Genomic DNA, 26,605 nt, shown 5'->3' on the forward strand with positions numbered 1-26,605 from the left:
GCGTATGTCAAATAATACTCCGAATCAAACAAGCCAAATAAAAGTGCCCGCGACGTACATGCGTGGCGGCACGAGTAAAGGTGTCTTTTTCAACCTAGAGGATTTGCCTCAAGAAGCGCAAGTGGCTGGAGCCGCACGTGACAAACTGTTGCTACGCGTTATTGGCAGCCCTGATCCTTACGCGAAGCAAATTGATGGCATGGGGGGCGCGACGTCAAGCACCAGTAAAACAGTGATTGTTTCGCGCAGCAGCAGAGCCGATCACGATGTTGACTATTTGTTTGGACAAGTGTCGATCGACAAACCATTCGTCGATTGGAGTGGTAACTGCGGCAACTTGTCTGCGGCAGTTGGTCCCTTCGCCATTCATGCTGGGCTGATTCCACAAGATTGCATTCCAGAAAATGGCATTGTGACGGTGCGTGTTTGGCAGGTGAACATCAGTAAAACCATCTTGATTCACGTTCCAATTGTTAATGGTTTCGTCCAAGAAACCGGCGAGTTTGAGCTCGATGGCGTGACGTTTCCAGCCGCTGAGATTCAAGTCGATTTCGTTGACCCTTCTGATGGCGAAGGCAGCATGTTCCCAACAGGCAACTTAGTCGATGATTTAGTGGTACCGGACGTAGGTACGTTTAACGCCACCTTTATAAATGCGGGCATTCCAACCATTTTTATTGATGCTGAATCGATAGGATATCAGGGCACCGAGCTGCAAGACGATATCAACAACGATGAGACAGCATTAGCGATGTTCGAATCCATCCGTGCATATGGCGCGTTAAAAATGGGCCTGATTTCTGATTTAGAAGAAGCTCAAACACGCCAACATACGCCGAAAATAGCGTTTGTTTCTAAACCGAAAAGTTACCTGTCTTCAAGTGGTAAAGCCGTTAATGAGTCGGATATTGATGTGCTCGTTCGCGCGCTGTCGATGGGCAAGCTACATCATGCAATGATGGGAACAGCAGCCGTTGCTATTGCTTCTGCTGCGTGTGTGCCCGGAACGTTAGTGAATTTAGCCGCTGGTGGCGGTGAAAAAGAGTCCGTGACTTTTGGTCACCCGTCAGGAACGTTAAAAGTTGGGGCACAAGCGAAGCAAACTGAGCAGGGCTGGGTGGTGCAAAAAGCCATTATGAGCCGAAGTGCGAGAATACTGATGGAGGGATTTGTGCGTGTACCCTTCTATGTCTTCGATTAAAAGAGACGATCTTTGGATTAAAAGAGCGATCTTTGAGTAGAACGAGAGCAATGTCAGGACATACTGGAGGAAGCAATATGTCTTCATACGAAAAAGAATACTTATGGGCGAAGAATGAACCGGAGAGTTTTTGGCGCGCTCAAGCGGAGAATCTCGATTGGTTTGAATCTCCTAAAACTATCTTGAAATCTGATGAAAACGGCATAGAACGTTGGTTTCCAGATGGTGTAATGAATACGTGCTGGTTAGCATTAGATTACCATTGCGAGCAAGGACGCGGTGATAATACTGCACTCATTTATGACTCGCCAGTGACAGGTCGTAAAGCCACGTACACCTATAGCGACCTACGTGACCAAGTAGCAAAAATTGCTGGCATGCTGTCTGCTCAAGGTGTTGAAAAAGGCGACCGAGTCGTTATTTATATGCCGATGATCCCAGAAGCCGCAATGGCGATGCTTGCCTGCGCGCGTTTGGGGGCGATTCATTCCGTAGTATTCGGTGGTTTTGCACCTAATGAGCTTGCTGTACGAATTGAAGATGCAGAGCCGAAAGTGATCATGACGGCGTCGTGCGGGATTGAGATCAACAAAGTCATTCCATACAAACCAATGGTAGACAAAGCCATTATGGACAGCCGTTGGAAGCCTGAGAAAGTGTTTGTTTTCCAACGTCCAGAGTGCGACGCTGAGCTAAACCAAGAAAGAGACTTAGATTGGCAGCGAGAGTACAAACAAGCGCTGCCACATGGTTGTGTTCCGGTGTTAGCAACCGATCCGCTCTACATACTTTATACATCGGGCACGACAGGTAAGCCGAAAGGCGTTGTGCGTGATAACGGTGGCCATGCTGTCGCGATGAAGTACTCCATGAGCGCAATCTATAACATTCCTCAAGATGGCGTCTTTTGGGCGGCATCTGATGTGGGCTGGGTAGTAGGGCACTCTTACATTGTTTACGCTCCACTGATTCACGGTTGCACTACTATCCTATTCGAAGGCAAGCCTGTTCGAACACCGGATCCTGGCGCATTTTGGCGAGTGTGTGATGAATATAAAGTAGATGCGTTGTTCTCTGCACCAACGGCGTTTCGTGCGATTAAGAAAGAGGACCCGGAAGGCGAGCACTTAAAACAGCACGACTTGTCGAATCTGAAAACCATCTTTATGGCGGGAGAACGCCTTGACCCTCCGACACTGGAGTGGGTTCAGAGCAAAGCGGACAAGCCCGTTATTGACCACTGGTGGCAAACCGAGACGGGCTGGGCCATCGCTGGCAACCCGACAGGTGTCGAAATGATGCCAGTTAAAGCTGGTTCTTCGACGAAGCCCATTCCGGGTTATCAGGTCGAAATTCTGAATGAACTTGGAGAGGCTGTCGGGCCTAACCAACAAGGCTTTGTCGCATTAAAACGTCCGCTACCACCAAGTTGTCTGCCAACGGTTTGGCGTAATCATGACCGTTTTGAAACTGGTTATCTTAGCCAGTTCCCAGGCTACTACGTGTCAGGTGATGGTGGCTATCTGGATGAAGACGGTTACCTGTTTATTATGGGACGTATTGATGACGTGATTAATGTCGCGGGACACCGATTGTCGACAGGTGAAATGGAAGAAATAGTAGGAGGCCACCCAGCGATTGCAGAATGTGCGGTGGTTGGTATCCACGATGATCTAAAAGGTCAGCTTCCACTTGGTTTTGTGGTACTAAAAGACGGCGTCAAAGTGGATGAGCTAGACCTTGAAGGTGAGCTTGTGGGCAAAGTGCGTAGTGAGATAGGTGCAGTTGCTTGCTTCAAGCATGCGTTGGTTGTAGACCGTTTACCGAAAACACGGTCAGGTAAAATTTTGCGTCGAACTATACGTCAAATAGCTGATGGTGAAAAATACACCGTTCCGTCAACGATTGATGACCCAAGTAGCTTGAACGAAATTGAGCGAGTGCTACGACGCTGATAAAAACTCAATTCTAACTAACCCCTGATCCTCGAACTCTGTAGGTTGGTTCTGCCTCTGTACGTTTATTAAGTACAGGGGCCTTTTTGTTGTTCAAACAGTACAAACGTATCGTGAAAGCATTTGTGACTTGCCAATACGACGTTTTCCTCACAAACTACAGCCATTCCATTTTTAGTGACCCTTTGTATGACCACGTTTGCGATTAAACCTGCGTGTTTTAGCGACCTAGAGTTGCTCAACGATCTTATGTTCGAGCTTCATGATGAGCATCATCTTCAATCTCCTGAGCTTTTCAAAACGGCAGAGGAGATAGAACAAGAAAAAAGCATTGCTCGATATATTGACGACCCTGAGTGCCTTGTTTACGTAGCAAAACAAGGAGATGAAATTATTGGCTTTATTTCTGGTCACTTCTGTGAACTTATTTCTACCGTCAGCCAGCCAGTTATGATGGGAAGCGTGGATGAGCTCTATGTGCTGCCTGAATATCGAAAACAAGGTACGGCGCAGGCTTTGATTAATAAAATTGAGTCAACGTTCTCTGATTACGGTGCAAAACAGATGTTTGTTGAAGTATGGCATTTTAACCAGGGCGCAATATCTTTGTATGAAAAACAAGGATTTGCACATCATATCCACTATTTAAGAAAACCGCTGAACGAATAATCGTATTTAACTTTAATATTGTGATTTAGGTTCATTCGAATTGAAATCATTCAGTTCGTCAATAGACTTTTCTCTATAAGTTGCTCGCAATGTTAATAAATTGATATGCACCCACATTGGTATCGGCGTTTTTGTCTGCTTGTTTATTAGTAGCACGAGGATCGTGCTTACAAAAACAAGAGGACAATATTTTGAAACTAACAAAATCGTTACTTGCTTTAGCCGTTTTGCCAATGTTCGCAAGTGCTGATGATTTGTCACAGACGCAAAATCACACTATCCAACCCCAGATCGTAGGCGGAGTAACTGCCGACCCACGTGACTGGAAATTCTACACCCAAATTGTTAGTCGTTATGGTAACCGATCGTATTGTGGGGCCAGTTATATCGGGAATGGTTACGTCCTGACTGCTGCACATTGTGTTGAGGGTGATTCTCCGAGTCAGATTGCGGTTAAAATCGGTGGCGTTGTTTATAACGGTAGTGATGGTGTTCGTGCAAACGTCAGTGAGATCCATATGCACCCGGCATATCGCCGCGCGACGCTTTCTCATGACCTCGCGGTATTGAAGCTCGACTCTGTGCCTCAAGGTGTTTCTTCAGTTGAGATTGCGAATGGTAGTCTAACGCAATACGCGAGCATCGGAGATTGGCTTAGTGTTGCTGGCTTAGGGCGAACTTCTGAAGGAGGAAGCTCTCCGTCTCGATTGCAAGAGGTTGACGTCCCACTTGTGTCGGATATGACTTGCCGTCAAGCCGGTGGCAACTACACAACGGTTGGAGAAGTGTCATTCTGTGCGGGTATTCCTCAAGGTGGGATAGATTCTTGTCAGGGAGATAGTGGTGGTCCAATCGTTATTAATCGCAGTGGTGTAATCACTCAACTTGGTGTGGTCAGTTGGGGAATAGGTTGTGCTCGTCCTGGTATGTATGGGGTTTATAGCGATATCGCTGCTATGCGCAATTTTGTCGATGGTGTTATCGGAACAGCAACACCACCAAAAGAAAATGTTTCTGTTGGATACACCACCGAACAGACACTGGCATCATTTAATGTTGGGGAGTTACAGCAACATAGCTTTGTTATCCAGAATTCAGGGAGCACCACCTTCACTGTGGAAAATGTTCGCGCGTTTGCTTCGGGTGTTACTGATGCAGCTGTTATTGCCAATGATCAGTGCTCTCAGGCGACGTTAGCAATGAATGCAAGTTGTCGTGTTGATGTTGAATTTGGTGCTACTCAGAGCGGAGAAGCAAGAGTGGCTTTGAACTTCAACGTTGATAAGACCAGCACACAATACCAAGCGTTAGTATCCGCTCAAGCGAAAACGGTGACAACGCCTCCCACAGATAGCTGTACAACTGTATGGCAAGCCAGCTTAGTGTATCTCAAAGGAGATACGGTTACTTGGAATGGTAAAGTTTGGCAAGCGCAGTGGTGGACTCAAGGTGATAATCCAGCAGACTCAGGGCCTTGGGGTGTTTGGCAAAAAGTAGGCGATGCGAATTGCAAGTCTAACTAACTATCGGGCCAGTGAACTTGATTCGTTGACCATGAGATAAGATTCATTCTTGGTTTCAACGATCAGTACATAGTTATCATAACTAGGGTTTATTGTTTGCGAATAATAAGCCCTTTTTTATTGTGTCAACTATGAGAACCCACAAAATGTGTATGACTTTGTCCTGACGTTATCTTTATATAACTGGCAGAATTGCGATCAACATTTTATGTTTTGTCTGATTTTTGTCAGGTTTGCATTAAATTATTCTCCAGTGAGCGTTGAGATCAGGTTTTACGCGATCAACTCAGTTTGGCATAACTCGTTACTTAATTTTTGTCGAAAAAGATAAGATTAACTGCCATGATTCATTGGTTATCATTATGTTTATTTAAGGTCATATTTTGTGTTGAGACAGCTGTTATTACTCATCCTTTGTTTTATTTTGTTACCTGTTTCACCGATCTCTACGGCTAAAGCCACTGCGAGCGAAGTTAAAGGAGCGCTCTGTATTGTTCGCGCTGATGACAAGTTAGTGTTAGTTCATGAAGTATTAACGGATAAGATTTCTCTACCTGGCGGAACCATTATTGATGGTGAGTCTCCACAAGTTGCTGCTCAACGAGAAACGTGGGAAGAAACCGGTATAGTGGTTACGGTTGGAGAGGAGCTTGGCAGAACGGACACTGCGGTTTTTTACGACTGTATATCAGACTCTGACATTATCGCTTTTTCTATGAATAATTCTTTAGGTGGAAATGAACTGCCTATTTGGTTTGCCCCTCATTATGGAGTAGAAGTTGCGTCAGCGATGTTGCTTAGCCCATCTGAATTACCATCATCTTTATATCGTTATCCTGAGCAATGGCCACAAGCCACTCAGTTTTTTGATCAAGCTACCAAGCAATCAGTATCTTATGTGACTCAGTTGATCGAATCCGCGCCTTCATTTCGTCAGGTTGAATTGGCGTGGCTGATAGATTTACAGAGTTGGGTAGGGGCGTTGTCAGAAACGAGTTACGAGGTAGCTAGTCAGATCTCGAAACTCGTTATAGATCTGACAGAACCGACGGTACTACTCTTTCTATTTCCTTTTGCCATGATGCGCTTTGGTAGCCGGTTTGTGTACCGACTCTTTTTCGCAATTAGTGCAACGTCGCTTATGGTGCTTGTCGCTCAACAAGGCTTTTCGCTACCGCGCCCACATGTCTATATACCAATGATGGAGTTAACGCACAGCTTTGGCTTTAGTTTTCCTAGCTTGCCTATCGCTGTGTGGTTTTGTGTGCTGACGTTCTTGTTTCATAGAACCCAGTATTTTGGTTTGAATGGAACAACGGCAGTCTTCGTGTTCATCACTCTTACTGTGGTGTTAGGTAAGTTTTTCCTCGGCAGTGCCTTTATTTTAGATATGTTATTTGGCGCGCTGTTAGGCAGCTTGGTGGCTTGGCATGTTCTTCGACTGGAAACAAATCAAGATGTGAACGTTGATCAAGTTCTAAGCTCAAAAGGCGTCTGGTTCATTATGACTGCGGCAACAGCGGTCATCTCCGTCATCTGGCCATTACCTGTGTTTGGTCGCTGGCTAGCAATTTTAATCACTGCATCAGCGTTGGTCATGACATTTAAAGAGTCGAAAGCACATTTAGATACTCGGCAGATGATCTTTGTAACGCTGGCATTGTTGCTTGTTGATCAACTCTATTTGTACTCGGCTATTATCGTATCGTTTAGCGGTTTGTGGTCATTAGTCTTGTCGACGTTACATTATCCATTATTAATGTTGTTATTTATGCTGCTTGCAAGGAAGCTGACTTGTGAAAACCAACCGAGCAAAACGTTGCTAGATTGATGGCTGTATTTGTTATCTATTAGTATTTGAGTAAAAACAAAGCCTTGCATTACAGCAAGGCTTTTACACGTTTAGTCCACGAAAAACGCCGCTTGCCTATCTTGGACGGCTAGGGGTGTTAAACGTAAGAAGCTTAACGCAACAGACATGGCGGAAAGGGCTATGCATTGAGCACGAACTTTTCTATAGCTTTAGCGACACCGTGCTCATCATTACTTGCCGTAATGTAGTCAGCGATTTGCTTGGTTTCTTCCATTGCATTTGCCATCGCGATACCAAGGCCAGCGTATTTCAGCATGTGGTGGTCATTTTCTGCGTCACCCATACAGATAACTTCTTCCGGTTTAATTCCCAGATACTCGGCAATTGCGGCAACACCAATACCTTTGTTGCTCGCAGGGTTAAGAAACTCAAGGAAAAACGGAGCGCTTTGAACAACCGTAAACGCTTCGCGCATTTCAGCTGGCAGTGCTGCTATAACTTCTGTTAGTTTGCTTGGCTCTGCAACCATCATAGCTTTGATGATTGGATGATCGTCTTCTAGTGATTCGAAGTTCATCTCGGTGACATTTAAGCCATTTATCTTTGCTTCAATATCGGTGTAAGAGTTGTGCTCGTTGGTGATTAAACCATGAACTTGACTAAAAGCATGGACGTACGCACCTAGCTCTTCGGCTTTTCGCGCCACCAATTTTGCAGCTTTACCATCTATGATTTGCTGGTGGATGATGTCGTTTGTGCCTACGTTCTTGACCATCGAACCGTTATAGTAAAGAACAAAATCTCGATCGGAATGGATATTCAGTTCGTCGAGCTTGTCTTGCATTCCTTCTAATGGGCGACCAGAAGCGAGAACGACAGTAACGCCTGCTTCTCGAGCTCTTGCGATCGCTTGTTTGTTTTCTTCAGAAATGGCTTTATCACTATTGAGTAGCGTGCCATCCATATCTAGTGCGATCAGTTTATACATCATTTCTTACCTTAAAGTTTTTTGGGAGCTGTCAGTGAATAAGACTTGGTTTAACGTTAACCAGAAACCTATATTCATTACGCTATGAAACTACAAAATGGTCTATTTTAACAATTAATTTTTGGTTTAAATTGACCTAGACACGCGTGTCCATTATGGTCTTCGCCTCGAAATGTTATGAGTTGAGTGAGTTCTGCGTTGTATAAGCTAAATGAGATGTTTGAAACCATCCAAGGGGAAGGGGTTTTCACTGGAGTCCCTGCTGTTTTTGTTCGGCTTCAAGAGTGTCCGGTTGGTTGCTCATGGTGCGATACCAAACAAACGTGGTATGCAGATGAGAATGATCAACGTCAAATAGGCGATATTCTGGTGAAAACGGAAGATTCTCCGACGTGGTGTGTTGCATCTGCCGAGAACATCGTAGAGCAATATCAACAGCAAGGCTTTAATGCTAAGCATATCGTGATTACTGGTGGAGAGCCTTGTATTTATGATCTGCGCCCTTTAACAAAGGCGTTTGAAGATATGGGGTGCCAATGCCAAATTGAAACCAGTGGCACATCAGAAGTGATTACTTCAGAAAATACGTGGGTGACAGTGTCACCAAAAGTAGCAATGAAAGGTAAATTACCAGTGCTTAATAGCGCATTAGAGCGGGCAAATGAGATTAAGCATCCAGTCGGCACCCAGAAAGACATCGACCACCTTGATGATCTTTTAGCAAATGCGAACGTAGCGGCTGAGACTATCATTGCACTACAACCAATTAGCCAGAAGCCTCGTGCTACGCAATTGTGTATTGATACGTGCATTGCCCGCAATTGGCGTTTGTCTGTTCAAACTCATAAATATTTGAGTATTGCTTAGACGAGAGACTCGTCATCATTCGAGGTAGCTTTTCTATCTAATTCCGGTTTCGCGAGTAATGCCGTTGGTAGCTTTGCTATCGAAACATTGTCGATATATCTAAACAATTTACAGCGTTGTAAAAGCTAAGCAGTGTTGGCTGTTGTGGTGTGGTGCTATCTTTGGTTCGACAATCGTTTCGCATTTAATTGATGCCACCAATCTGGCGGCATCAAAATGAAGCTCTGTTGGCTGGAGTTTCACGCTGAGATAAAACGTTTAGAAGCTAACGCAAAAGGTTTTATCCCAGCGCTATTACCGCTAACAAAGACTATTTGCTCGCTAAGTATTCTTCTAAGCCGCTTTGTCGCAGTAGGCACGCTGGGCATTCACCACAGCCTTTACCAACGATTCCGTTGTAACATGTTAAAGTATTGTTTTGAACAAATTCCAACATATTATGCTTATCAGCTAGAGCCCAGGTCTCGGCTTTAGTAAGCCACATTAAAGGAGTCTTAATATTGAAGGCTTTATCCATACCTAAATTGCAAGAGAGATTTAGAGAGCGAATAAAGTTGTCTCGGCAGTCAGGGTAACCACTAAAGTCTGTTTCGCAAACTCCCGTAATGATGTCTTGAATGCCAAGCTGGTAAGCATGGATACATGCGTAAGTAAGAAAGAGAATGTTTCTCCCTGGAACGAATGTATTGGGTACGTTAGCGTCGCTTAAGTCATTAGATACCGGAATGTTGTCTCTTGTCAGCGAGCTTATCGCTAACTCATTAATTGATTTTACATCCAGGACTTTGTGGCTTTTGATGTTAAGTTGCTTACCTAATTCGATAGCGATATCTATTTCATCTGAATGACGCTGGCCATAATCAAACGTTATAGCATGAACTTCATCATATGTATTTAATGCATCGATTAAGCAGGTCGTAGAGTCCTGCCCACCGGAAAAAACCACAAGTGCTTTTGTTGTAGCCATGTTGAACCCTTAGTTATGCTCTTTGATTCTTTAGTATTGATACGTATTCTTAGGCGTTTAATCCCAATTACGTACTCGACTTGTTCGTGACGATTGCGTCCGCAATCAACTGGGCTGTGCTCTCAAGCACTCTTTGCTTGTCATCATTTGACAGCTTGTGGAGATTCGCAGCAAGTTCAGCGGTGATTTCATCTTCACAAAAAAAATAGTTTAGAGGTACGTTTAGCTCATCTGCGATAAGTTTGAGCGTTTTTACGTCGGGAGTATGGCGCTCCCTTTCGTATTGATTCATCCTTGCACTTGCAGAACTATCATCCATGCCGATACGGATGCCCAGTGCTTTTTGGGATAGATTCGCTTGTTTACGCGCATGCTTAAGGCGGGCTGGGAGTGGATTATTAAACAACACTTAAAGTTCATACGAAGGACTTGGATGACTAAGATTATCTTAGTTTTTCTGATTTGTGTATACTAAGTAATGCTTAGTTATTGCCGAGGTCGCCAAGGCCGTGTCTGTATAACTAAAAAAGATTTCGTATCTTTAGGTTGATTAAGTGACGTTGAATCTACTTCTTCAAAAACTGCCGTATGAAGGAGCGAGTAAGGGCACGAGAAACCGCAGCGATTTGTAGAGCAGAATTTGCTCTTCACATAAACGTAGTCGTCTAAGTTGAAGAGCAATATTGTTCTTGATGATCAACTATATACTTAAGTAAATAACTGTGTCGCACAATAGATCAGAGCTGCTGCTAAGCTCATATTGATGACTTTGCCATATCTCTGGAATTGCGATTGAAGTAGCTTTCCTGCAACGGCCCAGACTACGTTGCTAAGAAGTGCGATCAAAGCAAGAATGAGGCTAGTCGCTAAGATCCAGTAGATATTCTGAGTGTGGGGCAGTACGAACGTAGAAATAGAGGTAATTCCATAAAGAATGATTTTCACATTAACGAACTGCAAACCGAAACCTGTTAAGAAACTGATACCTTTAGAATTATCCGATGAAGTTTTGATCTCACTCGTAGCAAGCCCCCAAGCCAACCAAACAATATAAGCTGCTCCAATCCATGTTAGCCAAGGTGTAATCACGGGCAAGAGGCTGATCATGTTATACGTGAAAGCGCCACAAAGTAGCATCAAAACAACATAGCCACAAAACATCCCCGAAATCACTTTTGTTGAGCGTTTTAGTCCATATTGCGTCGCGATGCTGAGCGATAAAATGTTGTTTGGCCCTGGTGTAATTGAAGTAATGATTACGTAAGTAAAAAATGCGGTGTAGATGGCGGTCATCTCTATCTCTCCTGTTTTTACTGCACTATACTTCGCTACAATTGATTAAAAAATTGAATAAATTAAAACTTAGACTTTTAATTTATTGAACTGTTGGTTGTGGAGTCTAGTCATGAATCTAAAACGCTTTCTTACTTTTAAAGCTATTGTTGAAGAAGGATCGTTTCTAAAAGCGTCACAGAAGCTTTATTGCACGCAATCAACCGTCACCTTTCAAATCAAGCAGTTGGAACAAGATCTGTCTCTGCAGCTGTTCGAAAAAATAGGGCGTAAGATGGTTTTGACTCAAGCAGGAGAAAAGATACTGCCTTACGTCTATGAACTGTCGCGAGTGATGGAAAATATTGAGGGAACAGCACAGCAAGAAAACTCGGAGCCGACCGGTGAATTGAAAGTGCTGGTTGCTGAGACTCAACTTGCTTATAAGATGGCTAATGTTTTAAAAGAGTTCAGGATCAGAGCGCCCAATGTCAGACTCTCTCTGCAATCACAAAATTGCTATCAGATTCGAGATGAGTTGATAGCGGATAAAGCTGATTTAGGTGTGTTTTATCGAGTAGGTAATGACGATACGCTCAAGGTCCACGAGTTTGAGCACGAGCCACTGGTATTGGTTGCTTCACCGCTTTTAAAAGGGCTAGATTTAAAGAAGAGAGAGCAACATATTGATTTAGGGTTTATAAGCAATGGCCCTAAGTGCCTTTTTCGACGGATGTTTGAGAGCATTATTCAGGAGCGTGATATTAGCATCGACAACATGATCGAACTTAGCAGTATTAATACGATCAAAAATTGCGTTGAGAGTAATATTGGTATCTCTTACTTACCTCGTTTTACGGTTGAAAAAGAGTTGCAAGAGGGCAGTTTACAAGAGCTTGAGTTCACCGAATTTTCACAGATGATCAAGCCACTCTGCGCTTATCATGCTGGGAAGTGTGTGACGCCGGCGATGGAAGTCTTTATTGATTGTATGCGTAACGAGTATGAACGGCTTTCTACTCAGAGTCGGTGATCTTTAATATGTTCTATCTGATATAGTTTCGTTTTTACTCCTTTTTATTTTTTAAGTGGCTACTTCTAATTTATTGATTTTTATTGCTTTGTTTTGAATCCGACTGTTGTGGGATGATAAATGGGATCTGATGTGAAGAGCTATTTATTGACGGAAAGAGATAAGATATAAAAACGACGGCGTGTGATAACTAGATTAGATAAGGTTACATAATTAACAGTGTAATAAATTCCATTCTTTATGGATTATTTTCAACGAGACTTAATTGTTACGGTTCGTTATTATTAACTCGTTAACGCATCCATTGCTAGGAAGTTAACTTACGCATATTGTTTTTTTTCATCATTTGCAGCAAATATAATTTGCTGCTTTTTTTTAACCAAAAAAGTTCAAAGCTTGAACTACAAGCTATGAACTTTTATTTATACTTAGTGGTTTTCTACTTTAATAAGTAAAACACCGTTTAAAAGTATCGCGTAACCTAGTAACTCTAAGCTTTCTTCGACCAAGTTTTTCACGTCTCTATTGTATGAGTTCCCCATAAACTCGACCCAAAAATCACCATACCCTGCAAAGCGTGAGAATAAGAAAACAATAAAAAAGCCAATCGTTAATGTCGTGAAGCTAGAATGAGAAATGAAAAGTTTTACCTCATTTTTTATGTTAACTATGTTATTAAAACAAAAATAACAGACCGAGACTATTATAATCCAAGCAGGATACTTCCATGAACCGTGAGGGAAATACTGCTCTATGTGGTAGTCCATTTCTCTAACGAATATAACCATAAAAAATGAAGACATTATTACTAATATGTGTTTGAGTTCAAGATATTCCTTAGATTTATACAAACACATTAACGATGAAAAAAGCACAAATGCTATTTGAGTCATTTCTATAAGAGAGTTCTCCGATGTGCTTTTGTCCATTTGTACGCTAAAATAAATCGTTGCTAACGTGTAAATAACCAAAAAAATAAGATAAGATATTTTATATACTAACAAACTAGTGACCGAGGTGTGTTTTTCTTTAATATACATCGTAACTTGTATAGGTGATGGATTTGTTAGTATTATAAATCAAGAATGTTTTATATTTAGTGAATTAAGCGCCATTTAGAATGGAACTTAATTCACCTAACATTAAACTTCGATGAATCTTAAATATTCCTGTTTTAACTTATTGATTTTATTTGATGTTTTATTTTCTGTTAATTTTGGTTAAATAGAATTACCTAGCTTTTATTGAAATGCTTTTCCCATATTGGTGGTATGCCAATTTCTTCTTGAACGATATCAATGAATGCCCTAACCAATGGTGATTGCTGACGGTGTGAGTACATGGCATAAATATCACCAAAATCTTGAGTTTCATATTCTGGTAAAAGTTGAACTAAATTAGAAGACTCTAGGTTGTTAGGGAGCATAAATTGACCTATAAGTGCTGCGCCCAGACCTGACTTTACGCTTTCAATTATTAGCTCAGCTTCATTGACCATGTATGACCCTGATATTGGGTATGTATCTAAACCATCTGATTTTGCTTTGTCGTAGAATTTAAGTTTATCGACAATAAAATTACCATTTGAATAAATAATAAAAGGTAGCTTAACTAACTCATCAGGCGTTTCTGGGTTACCATGTTTTTCAATTAAATTTCGAGAAGCAATGATTGCAGTCGTATTTTTTGCTAATTTTCTTGCTACCATTGATGAATCCCTCATAGGTCCGATTCGAAAAGCAATATCAAAATTACTTCTAATCACGTCTACATGAAGATCATCTAGCATTAGTTCAACACTTGCTTTTGGGTACTTATGTAAAAACTTCTCTATCGAAGGTTGTAGATAGAGTTTTCCAAATAATGTTGAGCTTGAAATTCGTACTTTCCCTGAAGGCTCAGTCTGAAAGTTCTCCGCTATTTGTTGAGTATCATCAAGGAGTTGAGATATTTGGTCTGCTTTTTCTACTATTTGCTTGCCGACTTGTGTTAATGAAAGAGAGCGAGTCGTTCTGTTTAATAGCCTAACGCCTAAGTGCTCTTCTAACTGCTTGATGTGTTTAGACAAAACAGAGCGGTCGATATTCATCCCATCTGCTGCTTTTGCAAAAGATCCAGCTTTAGAGACTTCTAAAAGCAGGTGTAGTTTATTTGCTAAATCCACAATGTTTATCCACGTTAGATATTAGCGTATTAGTTTCATGTATAACTTCTGCTCTGTCTAGAAATTATTAATATACTTAATAACCAAAAGAAAAGGGAGCAATAGCTCCCTTTAGTATGAATTTAAATGAGTATTTATATTATGGTTATAGTGTTTGACGTTTTTTGTTTCGGCTCACTAACATGTAAAAAACAGGTGTGAGTAGTAATCCAAATACCGTTACGCCTACCATACCCGAGAATACAGCAATACCCATTGCTTGTCGCATTTCCGCTCCGGCCCCTGTACCAATCATTAATGGAATAACACCAGCGGTAAATGCAATTGATGTCATTAGAATCGGTCGAAGACGTAAACGACATGCTTCCAAAATCGCTGATAAGGTATCTTGGCCATTGTCTTTAAGTTCTTTAGCGAACTCCACCATCAAGATGGCATTTTTACACGCTAGAGCCACAAGGACAATCAAAGCAATTTGTGTGAATATATTGTTGTCACCACCAATGAACCAAACACCTGCTAGTGCAGAAAAAATGGTCATAGGAACGATCAAAATGATAGCGAATGGCAGTTTTAAACTCTCGTACTGCGAAGCTAGCACCATGAAAACTAACAAAACAACAAGTGGGAATATATACACCGTCGTGTTACCAGCCAAAATCTGCTGGTAGGTTACATCAGTCCATTCATAAACCATTCCCTCTGCTAGGTTTTGATCCAGTACTTCCTCAATAGCCGTTTGGGCTTGGTCAGAACTGTAACCAAAAGCAGGACTGCCGTTTAGTTCTGCACTAGGGTAGCCGTTATAGTGCATCACGCGGTCAGGCCCAATCGTGGGTATGATCTCCAGTACAGCGCCGAGAGGAACCATTTGTCCGGCAGCATTTCTTACTTTGTAGTTAAGTATTTGGTCAGGTTCGAGACGATAGTTCATGTCTGCCTGGGCATTCACTTTGTATGTTCTACCAAACATATTGAAGTCATTGACGTATAATGATCCTAAATAAACTTGAAGCGCATCAAAAACCTGCTCTAGAGGAACACCTTGCAGCATCGCTTGTTCACGATCTATTTGGATGTCCATCTGCGGCACTTGTATACGAAATGTGGAATATAATCCCATCAGCTCGGGTCTTGTTGATGCCTCACTTATTACCAAGTTCAATTGCTTGAAGAGCTCATCAAACCCCTTGTTCGCTCGGTCTTCGATTTGAAGTTTAAAGCCGCCAGTAGAGCCAAGTCCTTGGATTGGTGGTGGTGGAAAAATCGCAACGAAGGCTTCATCAATGATTGAAAAGCTCTTATTCAAAGATGCAACAATCGCATTTGCTCCGAGAGTTGGATCATTTCGTTTATCGAAGTCCTCAAGCGTAACAAAAACGATGCCACTATTCGGACTGTTAGTAAAACCATTGACCGATAAGCCTGGGAAAGAAATGGTTTGTGCTACGCCAGGTGTTGCCAGCGCGAGGTTTTCCATTTCTTTAATAACGGACTCTGTTCGATCTAAACTTGCTGCATCTGGAAGTTGGGCGATCGCAACTAAATACTGCTTATCTTGTTGAGGAATGAATCCTCCAGGAACTGCTTTGAATAGAGAAGCCGTTCCCCCGAGTAACGCAATGTATACCACCACAACAACAAGGCTAAAGCGAATCAGCTTCTTGACCAGAGCTTGATATTGGTTCGAGCTGTACTCAAAAATTCTATTGAATGGCGCAAAAACATACTTACCAAAAACCGCATCCAATAGCTTGGTTAGCCGATCGGGTTTTGCGTTCTTATCTTGTAATAGCAGTGCTGATAAAGCAGGCGATAACGTCAACGAGTTAATTGCTGAAATAATCGTCGAGATCGTAATTGTTAGTGCGAACTGCTTATAAAACTGACCGGATAACCCTGTAATAAAGGTCGTCGGGATGAACACCGCACATAACACTAAAGCAATTGCAATAATTGGCCCGGTAACTTCGGTCATTGCTTGTTTCGTTGCTTCTAGTGGTGCAAGGCCATTATGGATGTTCCGTTCCACGTTTTCGACGACGACAATGGCGTCATCGACGACGATGCCTATGGCGAGAACAAGTCCAAACAACGAAAGTGTGTTAATCGATACTCCGAGCATTTGCATTACAGCGAACGTACCGATTAATGAAACAGGCACCGCAATGATAGGGATGATAGACGCGCGCCATGTTTGCAAAAACAAAATGACTACGACAACAACAAGTACAATTGCCTCTAGCAGAGTATGAACCACCGCGTCTATCGAACCACGAACAAAGACGGTCGGGTCGTAGGCTATTTCATATGAAACTCCAGCTGGAAAGGCTGTTTGTAAACGGTCCATGGTTGAACGAACCTGATTAGATAGCTCAATAGCATTAGCACCAGGGCGCTGGAATACGGGCATCGCCACCGCTGGTTTACCATTTAACAAGGCGCGCAGTGCATAAGAGTTTTGACCTAGCTCTACGCGTGCAACGTCTTTAAGACGTGTCAAAGCCCCTGTTTCGTCAACTTTTACTACAATGTCGTTGAATTCATCAATATTCTCCAAGCGGCCTTTTACGTTCAACAAAACTTGGAATTGGTTTTCATTAGCGGCTGGTTGCGCACCTAATGAGCCTGCTGCCACCTGTTGGTTTTGAGATCGGACGGCGGAGACAACGTCCATTACGGTTAGATTTCTAGAAGCGAGCTCATCTGGATTTAACCACAAGCGCATTGAGTACTCGTCACCACCGAAAAGGCGCACATCACCAACGCCTCCGAGCCGAGCTATCTCATCTTTCAAGTTTAAATTAGCGTAGTTAGCTAAATAACTGACTTCACGGCTAGAATCTGGAGAATATATATGCACAACCATGGTGAGATCAGGAGAGGCTTTTTCGGCAACAACTCCTAACCGTTGGACGGCTTCTGGTAACCGGGGCAAAGCTGTAGTGACGCGATTTTGAATTTGAACCTGAGCTTTGTCCAAGTCCGTACCTAAAGCAAAGGTTACGGTCAATGTCATTCTGCCGTCACTGGTTGCCTGTGAAAACATATATAACATGTTTTCTGTACCATTAATTTCTTGCTCCAGAGGCGTAGCAACTGTTTCTGCGATTACTTTTGGGTTCGCACCAGGATAGTTTGCTGTAACTACTACTGTAGGAGGGACAACCTCTGGATATTCACTCACAGGCAACTGCAAAAGTGAAATTGCGCCTACTATTAATATCAATAGCGATAACATAGAGGCAAATATGGGTCTTTGAATAAAAAAGTGTGCAAATTTCATTCGGTTGTCTTCTTAGTCTTGAGCTAAACGTTTGTTTGGCAACGATGTTGAGTTTGAAGCCATAATCAATGAAGTATTGCTAATATCTAGCGTGACATTTTTTGGTGTGACTTTGCTATTTGGGCCAACTTTTGCTGGGCCATTTACCGCAATAATTGAGTCGGCGTTCAAGCCATTCTCGATAGCACGAAATGTTCCGTAACGTTCGCCTAAGGTTACGATGCTGTATTGCAACGTATTCTCTTCATTGAGTGTTAATACAAAGCGGTTTTCTAGATCTGTGCCAATAGAACGCTCTGGAACGAGAACTCGTTCAACTGGTTTGGTTGTTGATATCTGAACTCGGCCAAACGATCCCACTTTTAAGTTTGATTTTGTTGCATCGAATACCGCTCGAACCTGCAAAGTACCGGTGTTTTCGTTGATGGAGTTGTCGACAAAGTCAACGCGTCCAAAAAACACCTGCCCATTTTGTCCAGATAGTTCAAGACGAGTAGGTAAGTTAGAGTCGGCATTGATTGTCGAGAAGTAACGGTTCCAAGTTCGCTCATCGACATCAAAGTATGCATATACCTGATCGTTAGAGACAATGTTTGATATAACGCTTTGATTTGCGTTTACATTGTTTCCTTTAGTAATGAATGCTCTTGAAATAGTGCCGCTAATAGGGGCATATATCTTCGTAAACTCAAGATCTAACTTTGCGGATTCTAACTGAGCACGCAAGGCCATTAGTTCTGCAGAGCGTTGCTTTACTGCGGTATCTCGGGCCTCTGCTTGTTCCGCTGAGATGGCTTTTCGCTTAACCAGTTGGGCGGCTCTCTTTTGTTCGTTTGCTGCTTGCTCTAGCGCAGCTCGAGCACTCTTAACTTGCGCTTCAAGTCGTGAGACCTGAGCTTTGAAGGTTCGATCATCAAGAGTGACGAGTAAGTCACCTTTGTTGACACTCTGTCCGTCTTTGAATTCTACCGTTTCAATAACTCCGGAAACGCGTGGCATTAAAGAAACTTTCTCTGGGGCTTGAAGCCTTGTTGTAAAGGTGAACCACGATTGAACGGGCTCATAGATGACTTTGGAGACGTCTATCGTAGGTAAGGGAGTATTAGGTTGTTTGGTTATCTCTTCGTCTGCACAAGCAGCTAAAACGGATAAAAGGCCAATGCCGAAAACTTTCTTTAACATTTGTCGCGCCCTAAATGATTCTGTTCATACTAAAAGGAACGGCATTGTATTCATTGTACCTATGGGTAAATAGGCCCTCAGCGAACATAGAGTAGTGATAAAAATGCACGATTAAATATTGGTCAAAATGCTCACTTTTTGGTTTGAAAAAGGTCAGTTTAGGGTTTTAAAGACGTGGAGTATTGTTAAATGTAATAAGCCATAATAGATAGGAATAACTAAACAGAAGCTAAAGATAGCGACGAAAATTAAAGCGTTTTTAATTCGTGCATTATTTGCAATTCACTGATGCAATTTGAACCATAAAAAATTGAAATTAATTTTGTAAAATCCATTTCCCATCACATAAAGAATAAAAACTAAATAAGGAATTGTGCAGTGGATCTCGCAAGCCAACTTGAATTACTACTGGATGTCTCTGAATACGGAACTTTTGCTAAAGCTGCTGACAGAAATCATATAGATCGTTCAGCTTTGTCAAAACAGATCAAAAAGCTAGAGGATGAATTGGGCTTACGGCTGTTAAACCGTTCCACGCGTTCGCTATCCCTGACCAATGCAGGTGTTGAGATGGTGGCGCAAGCTAAGAAAGTAAGAGAGGTTCTAACTGAAACTCGTAGTATTGCTGCTACATTTCAGGATGAACCGAAAGGTAATCTGAAAATATCAAGCTCCACTTTCTTTGGCAGAGCATACTTAAATCAGGCAGTTAAAGAGTTTATAAAACAGTACCCAAACATTACTGTAGAGCTGCTGCTCGATGATAATCGAGTCGATGTTATCCATGAAGGTTTTGATGTTGTGTTTCGTATCGGACCAATCCGAGAGTCCAACATGATAGTGCGTAAGTTGGCAAGCAATAATATGGCACTGGTTGCATCGAAGAGTTTTATTGACAAGTATGGAACCCCGAGCTCTCCAGAAGAGCTTATAAAAATGCCAGCAGTAATATACTCTAATGCTAACTTTAAGGCAGATAAGCTACGTATAGCGCCAAGCCAGTCATCAAGCGACGTTAGAACGTATAATATCAATGGGCAGTACTTCGTGAATGAAACTGAGTTAATGCTCGATGCCGTAAAATCTGATCTAGGGTATGCTTTAATAGGGCAGTTCTTTCTTCAGGAGAGTTTGAGTAAACAAGATCTTGTACAGTTGCTTCCTGATTATAATCTTCCCGCGATAGGGGAAATATATGCAATGTATACTCACCGAAATCAACAACCATTAGCCAAACTGTTCATTGATACTGTTCAAAAAATAATAGGGACGCCTCCTGTTTGGATGGATTATCTCAACTAATATGAGTACTAGGACATAATGTTTTAGATTGAGGGCTTGTTTATATTTATCCATAGAATATGGTTGAATTTGCACTTTAAAAATAATTGCCACTGTTCATAATTTCACTCGATTCAAACAACACAAGTAGTGGTAATTAAATGAAAATGACAAGAACGTCGATCGCAATCGCTGCACTTTTTTCTGCAAGTGCTGCAAATTCAGCCGTAGTTTATGAAGATCAAGAATCAGTATTAAATATTCATGGCCGAGCGCAAGGGATGTATTATTTCTCTGATGATAAAAATGCAGACGGAGATAATAGCTACATTCGTGTAGGACTTGCAGGTGAGTCTAAAATAAATGAAGACCTTTATGCCTTCGGCTTATATGAGTTGGAATTTAAGTCTAATCGCAGAGATGCTGATGGGATTGAAGATGATGAATTTGATATCCGAAAAGGCTATGTAGGAGTTGGTGCAGATTACGGAACAGTAAGTTATGGACGTCAATACGGTGCGGTCACTTTAGTATCTGACTACACGGATATTTTCCCGGAGTTTGGTAATGAAGCTGCTGGCGTAAGTGCGGATCTATATGGTACCGGTCGCTCCGATTCAGTATTTAAGCTAACGACAAGCTATGAAGGTTTGAATATTCATGTTAGCTATCAGGCTGAAAACGATGAAGTGTCAACAGATGCAGCCTCTTATGGTGCGGCGGCGGACTACAAGTTGCCATATGGCTTCAAAGTTGCGCTTGGTTACAACGAAGGTGAAGGGCAATCGGGTGCAGAAGATGCAGAGCTGCTAACGGGTGCTATTGCATTTGAATACGACAAGTTTTATGCCTCTGTTTTATACAGTGATGGTGAAAACTGGGCTAAAGATGGTTCTGAAAGTAATATTGATTACACCGGTATTGAAGCAGTTGCCACTTATGAAATAACAGATAAGCTTTGGGCACTTGTTGGCTATAACAATCTAGAGCGTGATGATGAAGACGTCGTCGATTACTACTCACTAGGTGCAGAGTACGATTTGACTTCTAATTTTAAAGCACTAGCAGAATACAGAATTACAGATGTAGACAATGAAGACGATATTCTTGCAATAGCTGCGAGATATTCATTCTAAAAAATTAATAAATATAAAAAGCCTGAAACTATTTTCAGGCTTTTTTATTTATCGGTGTAATTTTATAAGTGCTGATTTTCATCCATATATAATGGATTATATTGATCGTTACTTATTAAAGTGTTTTGGATATAATTGTTTTGTTAGCTAGTCCACTGCTAGTTTTCATTTTCATATTTTTTGAATGATGATTTTTTTCTTTGGCAACAAGAAGTATCTTGTTGCCTTTTTTTATTTTTACGTCTTATGGTTAATTAAAACAAAAAGAGTTTTTTATATATTGCTATAAACGAGAAAAATATAACGACAATTGTCAATCTTAGGTTGAGTTAATCTTCATAAAAAAGTGAACTCAATTTCAAGGGTCTTTTTCATTTAAGTGATGTGGAATCCATATGGCGAACCAAGTGAATGATAAAGCGCCAAACGACGAAATGTATCTCAATGAAGATTGGAAAAATGATTTTTATGTAAACGATAGAGGTAGGGATTGATACTGTTTATGTAAGGAGAGAGCGATTTATGAAAAGCAGTCGTTTCAATGTGATTAGACACCTTTACTTTCTTAAAATAGGAAGGGCTCTAAGAAAGTAAAGGTGCAGATGATTTTTTAGTTTTTACCGCCGTCACTTGTTCTGAAGTGATAATCGAAGTTTATGATTGCACGATATTTAACTTCATCACGGTTAAGTGCGTATTCTTCAACTCTCACCTTACTATCATCGATTGCAATATCACGAGGGAAACCGCTTCCAATGATGTTTAGACGATTTCTAAGTTCATGTTTTGATAGCGTTTGGTATTCATCGACAAGATCAAACGCAGAGCTATAAGCGGCATCTTTTGTCGTAAAGTCATTGAGAACAACTTTGTTTGTAGAGTGTTCGACATGAATACCAGCAGTAGCAGATAAACTGAATAATAATAGTGATGAGAGCGTCATTAGTTTTTTCATATAGTCACCTTTTTATTTGTATTACAAAGTCAAGATGTCCAACGAATCCTTGTTAATATCTCTCGACAAAGGTGATAGTGCCATTATAGAAATGTGCTGTACATCACATTTGTGACCATTGACTATGGAAGAATTGTCAACAATAAAACTCAAGCACTTTTGACATTACGGTCAATGTGAAAAAGCGAATATCTGTATGGTTTCGTTAATAATTAAACCACTCTCGGAAACGCTGACTATTCAGTCAAAGCGTATGTTTCTTGTCGTTATAGTGACCTGCCTACAACTTAATCACTTAATGCATGCAATTCAATTGCAATGGCTTGGTGTAGATTTTCATTCAGATCTTCCAGCTTAGTAACGATCCTACAAATTCTAGTGATTAAAAAGTCATTGTTTGTGGTTTTTTATTCTATTGTCGTGTATAAAAAAACTTTACAACAAATGATAAAGGAATATCCATGAAAAAGTTATTGTGTTTTGCTGCACTGGGGTTAGCTGTTTCGACGACGGTTAATGCAGACCCAATTTTAGACGACATCAAAAGTACAGGGGAGCTAAAAGTCTGCTTTGATTCTGGGTATATGCCTTTTGAAATGACAGCAAAAAATGGGCAGTACATCGGGTTTGATATCGATTTGGGTAAGCAAATGGCGCGTGCCATGGATGTTAAGTTTGTTCCGGTAAACACTTCATGGGATGGCATTATCCCAACACTGTTGACTGGTAAGTGTCACATGATTATGGGCGGGATGACTATCACACCTATGCGAAATACTCAGGTGAATTTCGCTGATCCCTATGTGGTTATTGGTCAATCCATTCTCGTAGATCTCAAACATGAAGGTAAAGTGTCTAGTTACCGAGATCTCAATAGTCCAGAATATGTTGTTGCAACTAAGCTTGGGACAACGGGTGAGCAAGCGGTAAAACGATACCTTCCGAAAGCTAAGATAAATCTATACGAAACTCAGTCTGAAGCGGTACTTGAGGTTGCCAACGGAAAGGTAGATGCGTTTGTTTATGACTTTCCTTACAACTCTATTTATGTGGCGGAAAACAAAGGGCAGTTAATGCACTTGGCTAAACCGTTTACTTACGAGCCTTTGGGTTGGGCTGTGCCGCAAGGAAATCCAGATACGCTTAACTTCTTAAACAACTATTTACGTCAAATTAAGGGCGATGGAACTTACGATCGCATTTACGATAAGTGGTTTAACGACGATAAATGGTTAAAGCAAGTTAAGTAATCATTTTGTTATTGTAGAGGAGCGGCTAGCTTCTGGCTCGGTTCATCGCCAACCAAACGGTTCGCGCTGTGAAGCTAACGCTTTTCTTTATTCAAATACCCAACCAACTTTAATCAAAGTCATTCTCGGAATCACATGCAAAATAACTTTAAATCCCTATTGTGGAACGCTGTTTTTGTTCTTGTTTTGCTATCAATTTGCGGTCTTGTCTATCTGTCAGGTAAGCGAATCGATTACAGCTGGAATTGGGAGCGTGTCCTTCCTTATATTGCCACTAACGCTGCTTCATCCATTACCGCGCCTGTCGATGGGAACATCATTCTCGACGAGAATAACCAACTGGCTCTGGAGAGTATTCATGGTGATATTGTTCTTGAACTAAGCCAATATAAGTCTGTGGACGTCTATGAAGGTGATCTTATTTTTGAAGGAGATACCTTAGCAACTATAAAAGAGTGGCGCTCTGGCCCAATTTTAGATGGTGTTGTGACGACCATTAAAATCTCACTCTGGTCACTTATCATTGCTCTAGCGTTAGGCTTAGTTGTTGGACTAATGCGCATATCCAGCAATCCGGCATTAAAAAAGCTGGCGCTTGTTTATGTCGAGGTCATTCGTGGAACGCCTCTTTTAGTACAGATTTTTATCGTTTACTTCTTTATTGGTACTGTGCTTGACCTTGAGCGTTTTACTGCGGGAGTGATAGCGCTCTCCGTGTTTACCGCCGCTTACGTCGCAGAAATTGTGCGGTCAGGAATCCAGTCAATCCCAAGAGGACAAATGGAAGCGGCGCGTTCACTAGGAATGAATTATCCCAAAGCGATGATTTATGTCATTTTACCTCAAGCGTTTAAGCAGACATTACCTCCCTTAGCCGGGCAGTTTATCAACCTGATAAAAGATTCCTCACTCGTCTCCGTGATCTCGATTACTGATCTGACAAAAGCGGGTAGGGAAGTCGTAAGTGGTAGTTTTGCCCCATTTGAAGTTTGGTTTACCGTTGCGGCCCTTTATTTGCTTCTAACTAGTACCTTATCTTGGGCAATACAAACGTTAGAAAAGAAATTGGCAGCAAGTGATTAATGGTGGAGTCATTAATGGAATACATTATTTCAGCAAAAACAATTAATAAAATTTACCCTAATGGCTGCCATGCGCTCAAGGACGTATCGGTAAATGTAGAAAAAGGGGAAGTGATTGTCATCGTAGGACCGTCAGGTTCTGGTAAGTCAACATTCTTACGGACGATCAATCAATTAGAGACAATAAACAGTGGGTCTATTATCGTAGATGGTATCGATATGTACCACAAATCTACGGATATCAATAAACTACGCGCTGATGTGGGCATGGTATTTCAAGGCTTCAACCTTTTTCCACATAAAACGGCGATAGAGAACGTCATGTTAGCACCTTTAAAGGTTTCTAAACGTGACCCTGAATCGGTGAAGAAAGAAGCAAAAGATTTGCTTTATAAAGTCGGTCTGTCGGAGAGAATGGATAATTATCCTAATCATTTATCGGGTGGACAGCAGCAGCGCGTCGCAATCGCTCGTGCGTTAGCAATGAAACCCAACATTATGTTGTTTGATGAACCCACATCAGCACTAGACCCTGAAATGGTTGGAGAAGTTCTTGATGTGATGAAAGATTTGGCCAAGGACGGAATGACCATGGTCGTGGTTACTCATGAAATGGGTTTCGCAAAAGAGGTCGCTGATAGGGTGTTGTTTATGGAAGATGGTGAGCTTTTGGTTTCTGACTCTCCTGAGCGATTTTTTGATAACCCCTCCAATCCTAGATTGCAGAAATTTTTATCTAAGGTCTTATAATAAAAAGAAAATTTGATTGAGGGTTAGCCCCTCAATCACTTCATGCACTATTGTGGCTCGTAACGCCCGCCTCGCCGAGAGACATAGATAATGGGCTTTTTACTCGAAGTTAATGGCGATAACATTAGCTTGGTCCGAATGAAAGGTCTGGTAAATACTAAAGTGTTTAATCAGCCATTAAGTCTTTGTTCACTTTAAACATAACAATTTCATTTTGAATTGATAAAAATTTTGTTTGAATAGAGCTTATGGATGTTTGGCGGTATGGATGTCTAAATGAAGAAAGTAACAATTTTAGATGGTGGCATGGGGCGAGAGTTGAAACGTATTGGCGCCCCTTTTTCTCAGCCGCTTTGGAGTGCACAAGCGCTAATTGAATCACCACAACATGTAAAAATGGCCCATGAGAATTTCATAGACGCTGGCGCAGAGATTATCACTGTCAACAGTTATGCATGTGTCCCATTTCACTTAGGCGAGGAACTCTATGCAAAACGGGGGACTGAGTTAGCAAAATCTGCAGCTAAAATTGCCAGAGATGTAGTCACCAGCTCTAACGATAGAGTGCTCGTTGCGGGCTCTCTTCCTCCTGTAATGGGGTCTTACAGGCCTGAATTATTCGAGCCGAAAAGGGCACTGGAAGTGGCTTCTGAGTTATTTGAAGCTCAAGATCAATATGTTGATATTTGGTTAGCTGAGACCGTGTCTAGCCTCGCTGAAGTTGAAGTTCTATCAATAATTTTAGCCAAAACAGATAAGCCCAATTATATTGCTTTCACCTTAATGGATGAGCCTAACTCTTTGCCTCGCCTTCGCTCAGGGGAATCTCTTAAAGTCGCGGTTAATACGCTGTTGAAAACAAATGTTTCAGGTATCTTTTTCAATTGCTCTATTCCTGAAGTTGTCGAGCAAGCGATCATAGATACACAAGCAGTATTGAGTGAGTCAGGTAGAGAATTGACGATAGGTGTTTTCGCAAATAGCTTTGCTCCGATAAAGCAAGCGCACCAAGCCAACGAGACCATTCAGGAAGTTCGTCATTTCTCTCCGACTGAATATCTTGAGTATGCTAAAAAGTGGCATGCGCAGGGAGCAAGCATTATTGGTGGTTGCTGTGGGATTGAACCACGTCATATTAAATTGCTAGCGACTTGGAGAGACACTCTCGAAAACGCCTAATTTTGGTGAAGCGCAGGGAAGTATGGCAAGAGGTTTTGTTTTTCATTCATCG

Annotated in this window: 21 protein-coding genes; 13 read left to right on the top strand and 8 right to left on the bottom strand. The window is 41.6% G+C overall.

Translation table 11 applies throughout. From position 1 onward, the window contains the following. The first annotated feature begins 4 nt into the window (after positions 1–4). The 5 genes from prpF (at position 5) to R8O70_RS20395 (ending at position 7,179) form a co-directional block, all read left to right on the top strand. The gene (gene prpF / locus R8O70_RS20375) at positions 5–1,201 is read left to right on the top strand and encodes a 2-methylaconitate cis-trans isomerase PrpF (RefSeq protein WP_238852421.1); all 1,197 of its coding nucleotides are present in this window, start codon (positions 5–7) and stop codon (positions 1,199–1,201) included. A 77-nt stretch (positions 1,202–1,278) separates the two neighbouring features. Continuing rightward, positions 1,279–3,156: a propionyl-CoA synthetase gene (locus tag R8O70_RS20380; RefSeq protein WP_005377288.1), complete on the top strand. Its 1,878-nt coding sequence runs from the start codon at positions 1,279–1,281 to the stop codon at positions 3,154–3,156. Positions 3,157–3,345: 189 nt separating this feature from the next. Next, positions 3,346–3,825, top strand: coding sequence for a GNAT family N-acetyltransferase (locus tag R8O70_RS20385; RefSeq protein ID WP_005377290.1), 480 nt, complete (start codon positions 3,346–3,348; stop codon positions 3,823–3,825). Between the two features lie 191 nt (positions 3,826–4,016). Then, entirely contained in the window at positions 4,017–5,348 is a 1,332-nt protein-coding gene (locus tag R8O70_RS20390; protein WP_017633778.1) for a trypsin-like serine protease, read from the top strand. 385 nt (positions 5,349–5,733) lie between these two features. Continuing rightward, complete coding sequence (locus R8O70_RS20395) at positions 5,734–7,179, top strand: bifunctional NUDIX hydrolase/phosphatase PAP2 family protein (protein ID WP_005377292.1); 1,446 nt, start codon at positions 5,734–5,736, stop codon at positions 7,177–7,179. A 160-nt stretch (positions 7,180–7,339) separates the two neighbouring features. On the opposite strand, the gene R8O70_RS20400 is transcribed toward R8O70_RS20395, so the two are convergent. Continuing rightward, positions 7,340–8,149, bottom strand: a complete 810-nt coding sequence (locus tag R8O70_RS20400; protein ID WP_005377294.1) for a Cof-type HAD-IIB family hydrolase — start codon at positions 8,147–8,149, stop codon at positions 7,340–7,342. Positions 8,150–8,365: 216 nt separating this feature from the next. Between R8O70_RS20400 and queE the strand changes: the two genes are divergently transcribed. After that, positions 8,366–9,016: a 7-carboxy-7-deazaguanine synthase QueE gene (gene queE, locus R8O70_RS20405; protein ID WP_005377296.1), complete on the top strand. Its 651-nt coding sequence runs from the start codon at positions 8,366–8,368 to the stop codon at positions 9,014–9,016. A 310-nt stretch (positions 9,017–9,326) separates the two neighbouring features. On the opposite strand, the gene queC is transcribed toward queE, so the two are convergent. The 3 genes from queC to eamB form a co-directional block, all read right to left on the bottom strand. Then, positions 9,327–9,983 carry a 7-cyano-7-deazaguanine synthase QueC gene (gene queC, locus R8O70_RS20410; protein ID WP_005377298.1) on the bottom strand — a complete coding sequence of 219 codons (657 nt, stop codon included), beginning with the start codon at positions 9,981–9,983 and terminating at the stop codon, positions 9,327–9,329. A gap of 67 nt (positions 9,984–10,050) precedes the next feature. Next, the gene (locus tag R8O70_RS20415) at positions 10,051–10,392 is read right to left on the bottom strand and encodes a helix-turn-helix domain-containing protein (protein ID WP_005377299.1); all 342 of its coding nucleotides are present in this window, start codon (positions 10,390–10,392) and stop codon (positions 10,051–10,053) included. A 299-nt stretch (positions 10,393–10,691) separates the two neighbouring features. Then, a complete protein-coding gene (eamB, locus tag R8O70_RS20420; protein ID WP_005388201.1) occupies positions 10,692–11,276 on the bottom strand; it encodes a cysteine/O-acetylserine transporter in 585 nt (194 codons plus the stop codon). A 112-nt stretch (positions 11,277–11,388) separates the two neighbouring features. Between eamB and R8O70_RS20425 the strand changes: the two genes are divergently transcribed. Next, the gene (locus R8O70_RS20425; RefSeq protein WP_053307039.1) at positions 11,389–12,288 is read left to right on the top strand and encodes a LysR family transcriptional regulator; all 900 of its coding nucleotides are present in this window, start codon (positions 11,389–11,391) and stop codon (positions 12,286–12,288) included. A gap of 1,234 nt (positions 12,289–13,522) precedes the next feature. Here the strand turns inward: R8O70_RS20425 and R8O70_RS20430 are convergent. From R8O70_RS20430 to R8O70_RS20440, 3 genes are all read right to left on the bottom strand, one after another. After that, complete coding sequence (locus tag R8O70_RS20430) at positions 13,523–14,452, bottom strand: LysR family transcriptional regulator (protein ID WP_025768139.1); 930 nt, start codon at positions 14,450–14,452, stop codon at positions 13,523–13,525. Between the two features lie 145 nt (positions 14,453–14,597). Next, positions 14,598–17,738, bottom strand: coding sequence for an efflux RND transporter permease subunit (locus tag R8O70_RS20435; RefSeq protein ID WP_258624450.1), 3,141 nt, complete (start codon positions 17,736–17,738; stop codon positions 14,598–14,600). A gap of 12 nt (positions 17,739–17,750) precedes the next feature. Next, entirely contained in the window at positions 17,751–18,920 is a 1,170-nt protein-coding gene (locus tag R8O70_RS20440) for an efflux RND transporter periplasmic adaptor subunit (protein WP_025768141.1), read from the bottom strand. Between the two features lie 378 nt (positions 18,921–19,298). On the opposite strand from R8O70_RS20440, the gene R8O70_RS20445 reads away from it, so the two are divergent. Both R8O70_RS20445 and R8O70_RS20450 read left to right on the top strand, forming a co-directional pair. Then, entirely contained in the window at positions 19,299–20,222 is a 924-nt protein-coding gene (locus tag R8O70_RS20445) for a LysR family transcriptional regulator (RefSeq protein ID WP_005377321.1), read from the top strand. Positions 20,223–20,362: 140 nt separating this feature from the next. Next, complete coding sequence (locus R8O70_RS20450) at positions 20,363–21,337, top strand: porin (RefSeq protein WP_025768142.1); 975 nt, start codon at positions 20,363–20,365, stop codon at positions 21,335–21,337. 610 nt (positions 21,338–21,947) lie between these two features. Here R8O70_RS20450 and R8O70_RS20455 read toward each other — a convergent pair. Continuing rightward, positions 21,948–22,292, bottom strand: a complete 345-nt coding sequence (locus tag R8O70_RS20455) for a DUF3316 domain-containing protein (protein ID WP_005377323.1) — start codon at positions 22,290–22,292, stop codon at positions 21,948–21,950. A gap of 461 nt (positions 22,293–22,753) precedes the next feature. On the opposite strand from R8O70_RS20455, the gene R8O70_RS20460 reads away from it, so the two are divergent. From R8O70_RS20460 to R8O70_RS20475, 4 genes are all read left to right on the top strand, one after another. Further along, positions 22,754–23,542: a transporter substrate-binding domain-containing protein gene (locus R8O70_RS20460; protein ID WP_005377324.1), complete on the top strand. Its 789-nt coding sequence runs from the start codon at positions 22,754–22,756 to the stop codon at positions 23,540–23,542. Between the two features lie 135 nt (positions 23,543–23,677). Then, positions 23,678–24,625, top strand: coding sequence for an amino acid ABC transporter permease (locus tag R8O70_RS20465; protein WP_005377325.1), 948 nt, complete (start codon positions 23,678–23,680; stop codon positions 24,623–24,625). 14 nt (positions 24,626–24,639) lie between these two features. Beyond that, positions 24,640–25,374, top strand: a complete 735-nt coding sequence (locus tag R8O70_RS20470) for an amino acid ABC transporter ATP-binding protein (protein WP_005377326.1) — start codon at positions 24,640–24,642, stop codon at positions 25,372–25,374. A gap of 276 nt (positions 25,375–25,650) precedes the next feature. After that, the gene (locus R8O70_RS20475) at positions 25,651–26,553 is read left to right on the top strand and encodes a homocysteine S-methyltransferase family protein (RefSeq protein ID WP_053304412.1); all 903 of its coding nucleotides are present in this window, start codon (positions 25,651–25,653) and stop codon (positions 26,551–26,553) included. Positions 26,554–26,605: the final 52 nt, after the last annotated feature.

Origin of the sequence: Vibrio sp. 779(2023), from assembly GCF_033344285.1 — a bacterium.
In the GTDB taxonomy this organism is placed as follows: Bacteria; Pseudomonadota; Gammaproteobacteria; order Enterobacterales; family Vibrionaceae; genus Vibrio; species Vibrio alginolyticus.

Coding starts and splice junctions, on each gene's coding strand:
- R8O70_RS20450 (WP_025768142.1), top strand. CDS start 20,363: ATGAAAATGACAAGAACGTCGATCGCAATCGCTGCACTTTTTTCTGCA.
- queC (WP_005377298.1), bottom strand. CDS start 9,983: ATGGCTACAACAAAAGCACTTGTGGTTTTTTCCGGTGGGCAGGACTCT.
- R8O70_RS20455 (WP_005377323.1), bottom strand. CDS start 22,292: ATGAAAAAACTAATGACGCTCTCATCACTATTATTATTCAGTTTATCT.
- R8O70_RS20475 (WP_053304412.1), top strand. CDS start 25,651: ATGAAGAAAGTAACAATTTTAGATGGTGGCATGGGGCGAGAGTTGAAA.
- R8O70_RS20435 (WP_258624450.1), bottom strand. CDS start 17,738: ATGAAATTTGCACACTTTTTTATTCAAAGACCCATATTTGCCTCTATG.
- R8O70_RS20470 (WP_005377326.1), top strand. CDS start 24,640: ATGGAATACATTATTTCAGCAAAAACAATTAATAAAATTTACCCTAAT.
- R8O70_RS20400 (WP_005377294.1), bottom strand. CDS start 8,149: ATGTATAAACTGATCGCACTAGATATGGATGGCACGCTACTCAATAGT.
- R8O70_RS20385 (WP_005377290.1), top strand. CDS start 3,346: ATGACCACGTTTGCGATTAAACCTGCGTGTTTTAGCGACCTAGAGTTG.
- eamB (WP_005388201.1), bottom strand. CDS start 11,276: ATGACCGCCATCTACACCGCATTTTTTACTTACGTAATCATTACTTCA.
- queE (WP_005377296.1), top strand. CDS start 8,366: ATGTTTGAAACCATCCAAGGGGAAGGGGTTTTCACTGGAGTCCCTGCT.
- R8O70_RS20465 (WP_005377325.1), top strand. CDS start 23,678: ATGCAAAATAACTTTAAATCCCTATTGTGGAACGCTGTTTTTGTTCTT.
- R8O70_RS20425 (WP_053307039.1), top strand. CDS start 11,389: ATGAATCTAAAACGCTTTCTTACTTTTAAAGCTATTGTTGAAGAAGGA.
- prpF (WP_238852421.1), top strand. CDS start 5: ATGTCAAATAATACTCCGAATCAAACAAGCCAAATAAAAGTGCCCGCG.
- R8O70_RS20460 (WP_005377324.1), top strand. CDS start 22,754: ATGAAAAAGTTATTGTGTTTTGCTGCACTGGGGTTAGCTGTTTCGACG.
- R8O70_RS20380 (WP_005377288.1), top strand. CDS start 1,279: ATGTCTTCATACGAAAAAGAATACTTATGGGCGAAGAATGAACCGGAG.
- R8O70_RS20440 (WP_025768141.1), bottom strand. CDS start 18,920: ATGTTAAAGAAAGTTTTCGGCATTGGCCTTTTATCCGTTTTAGCTGCT.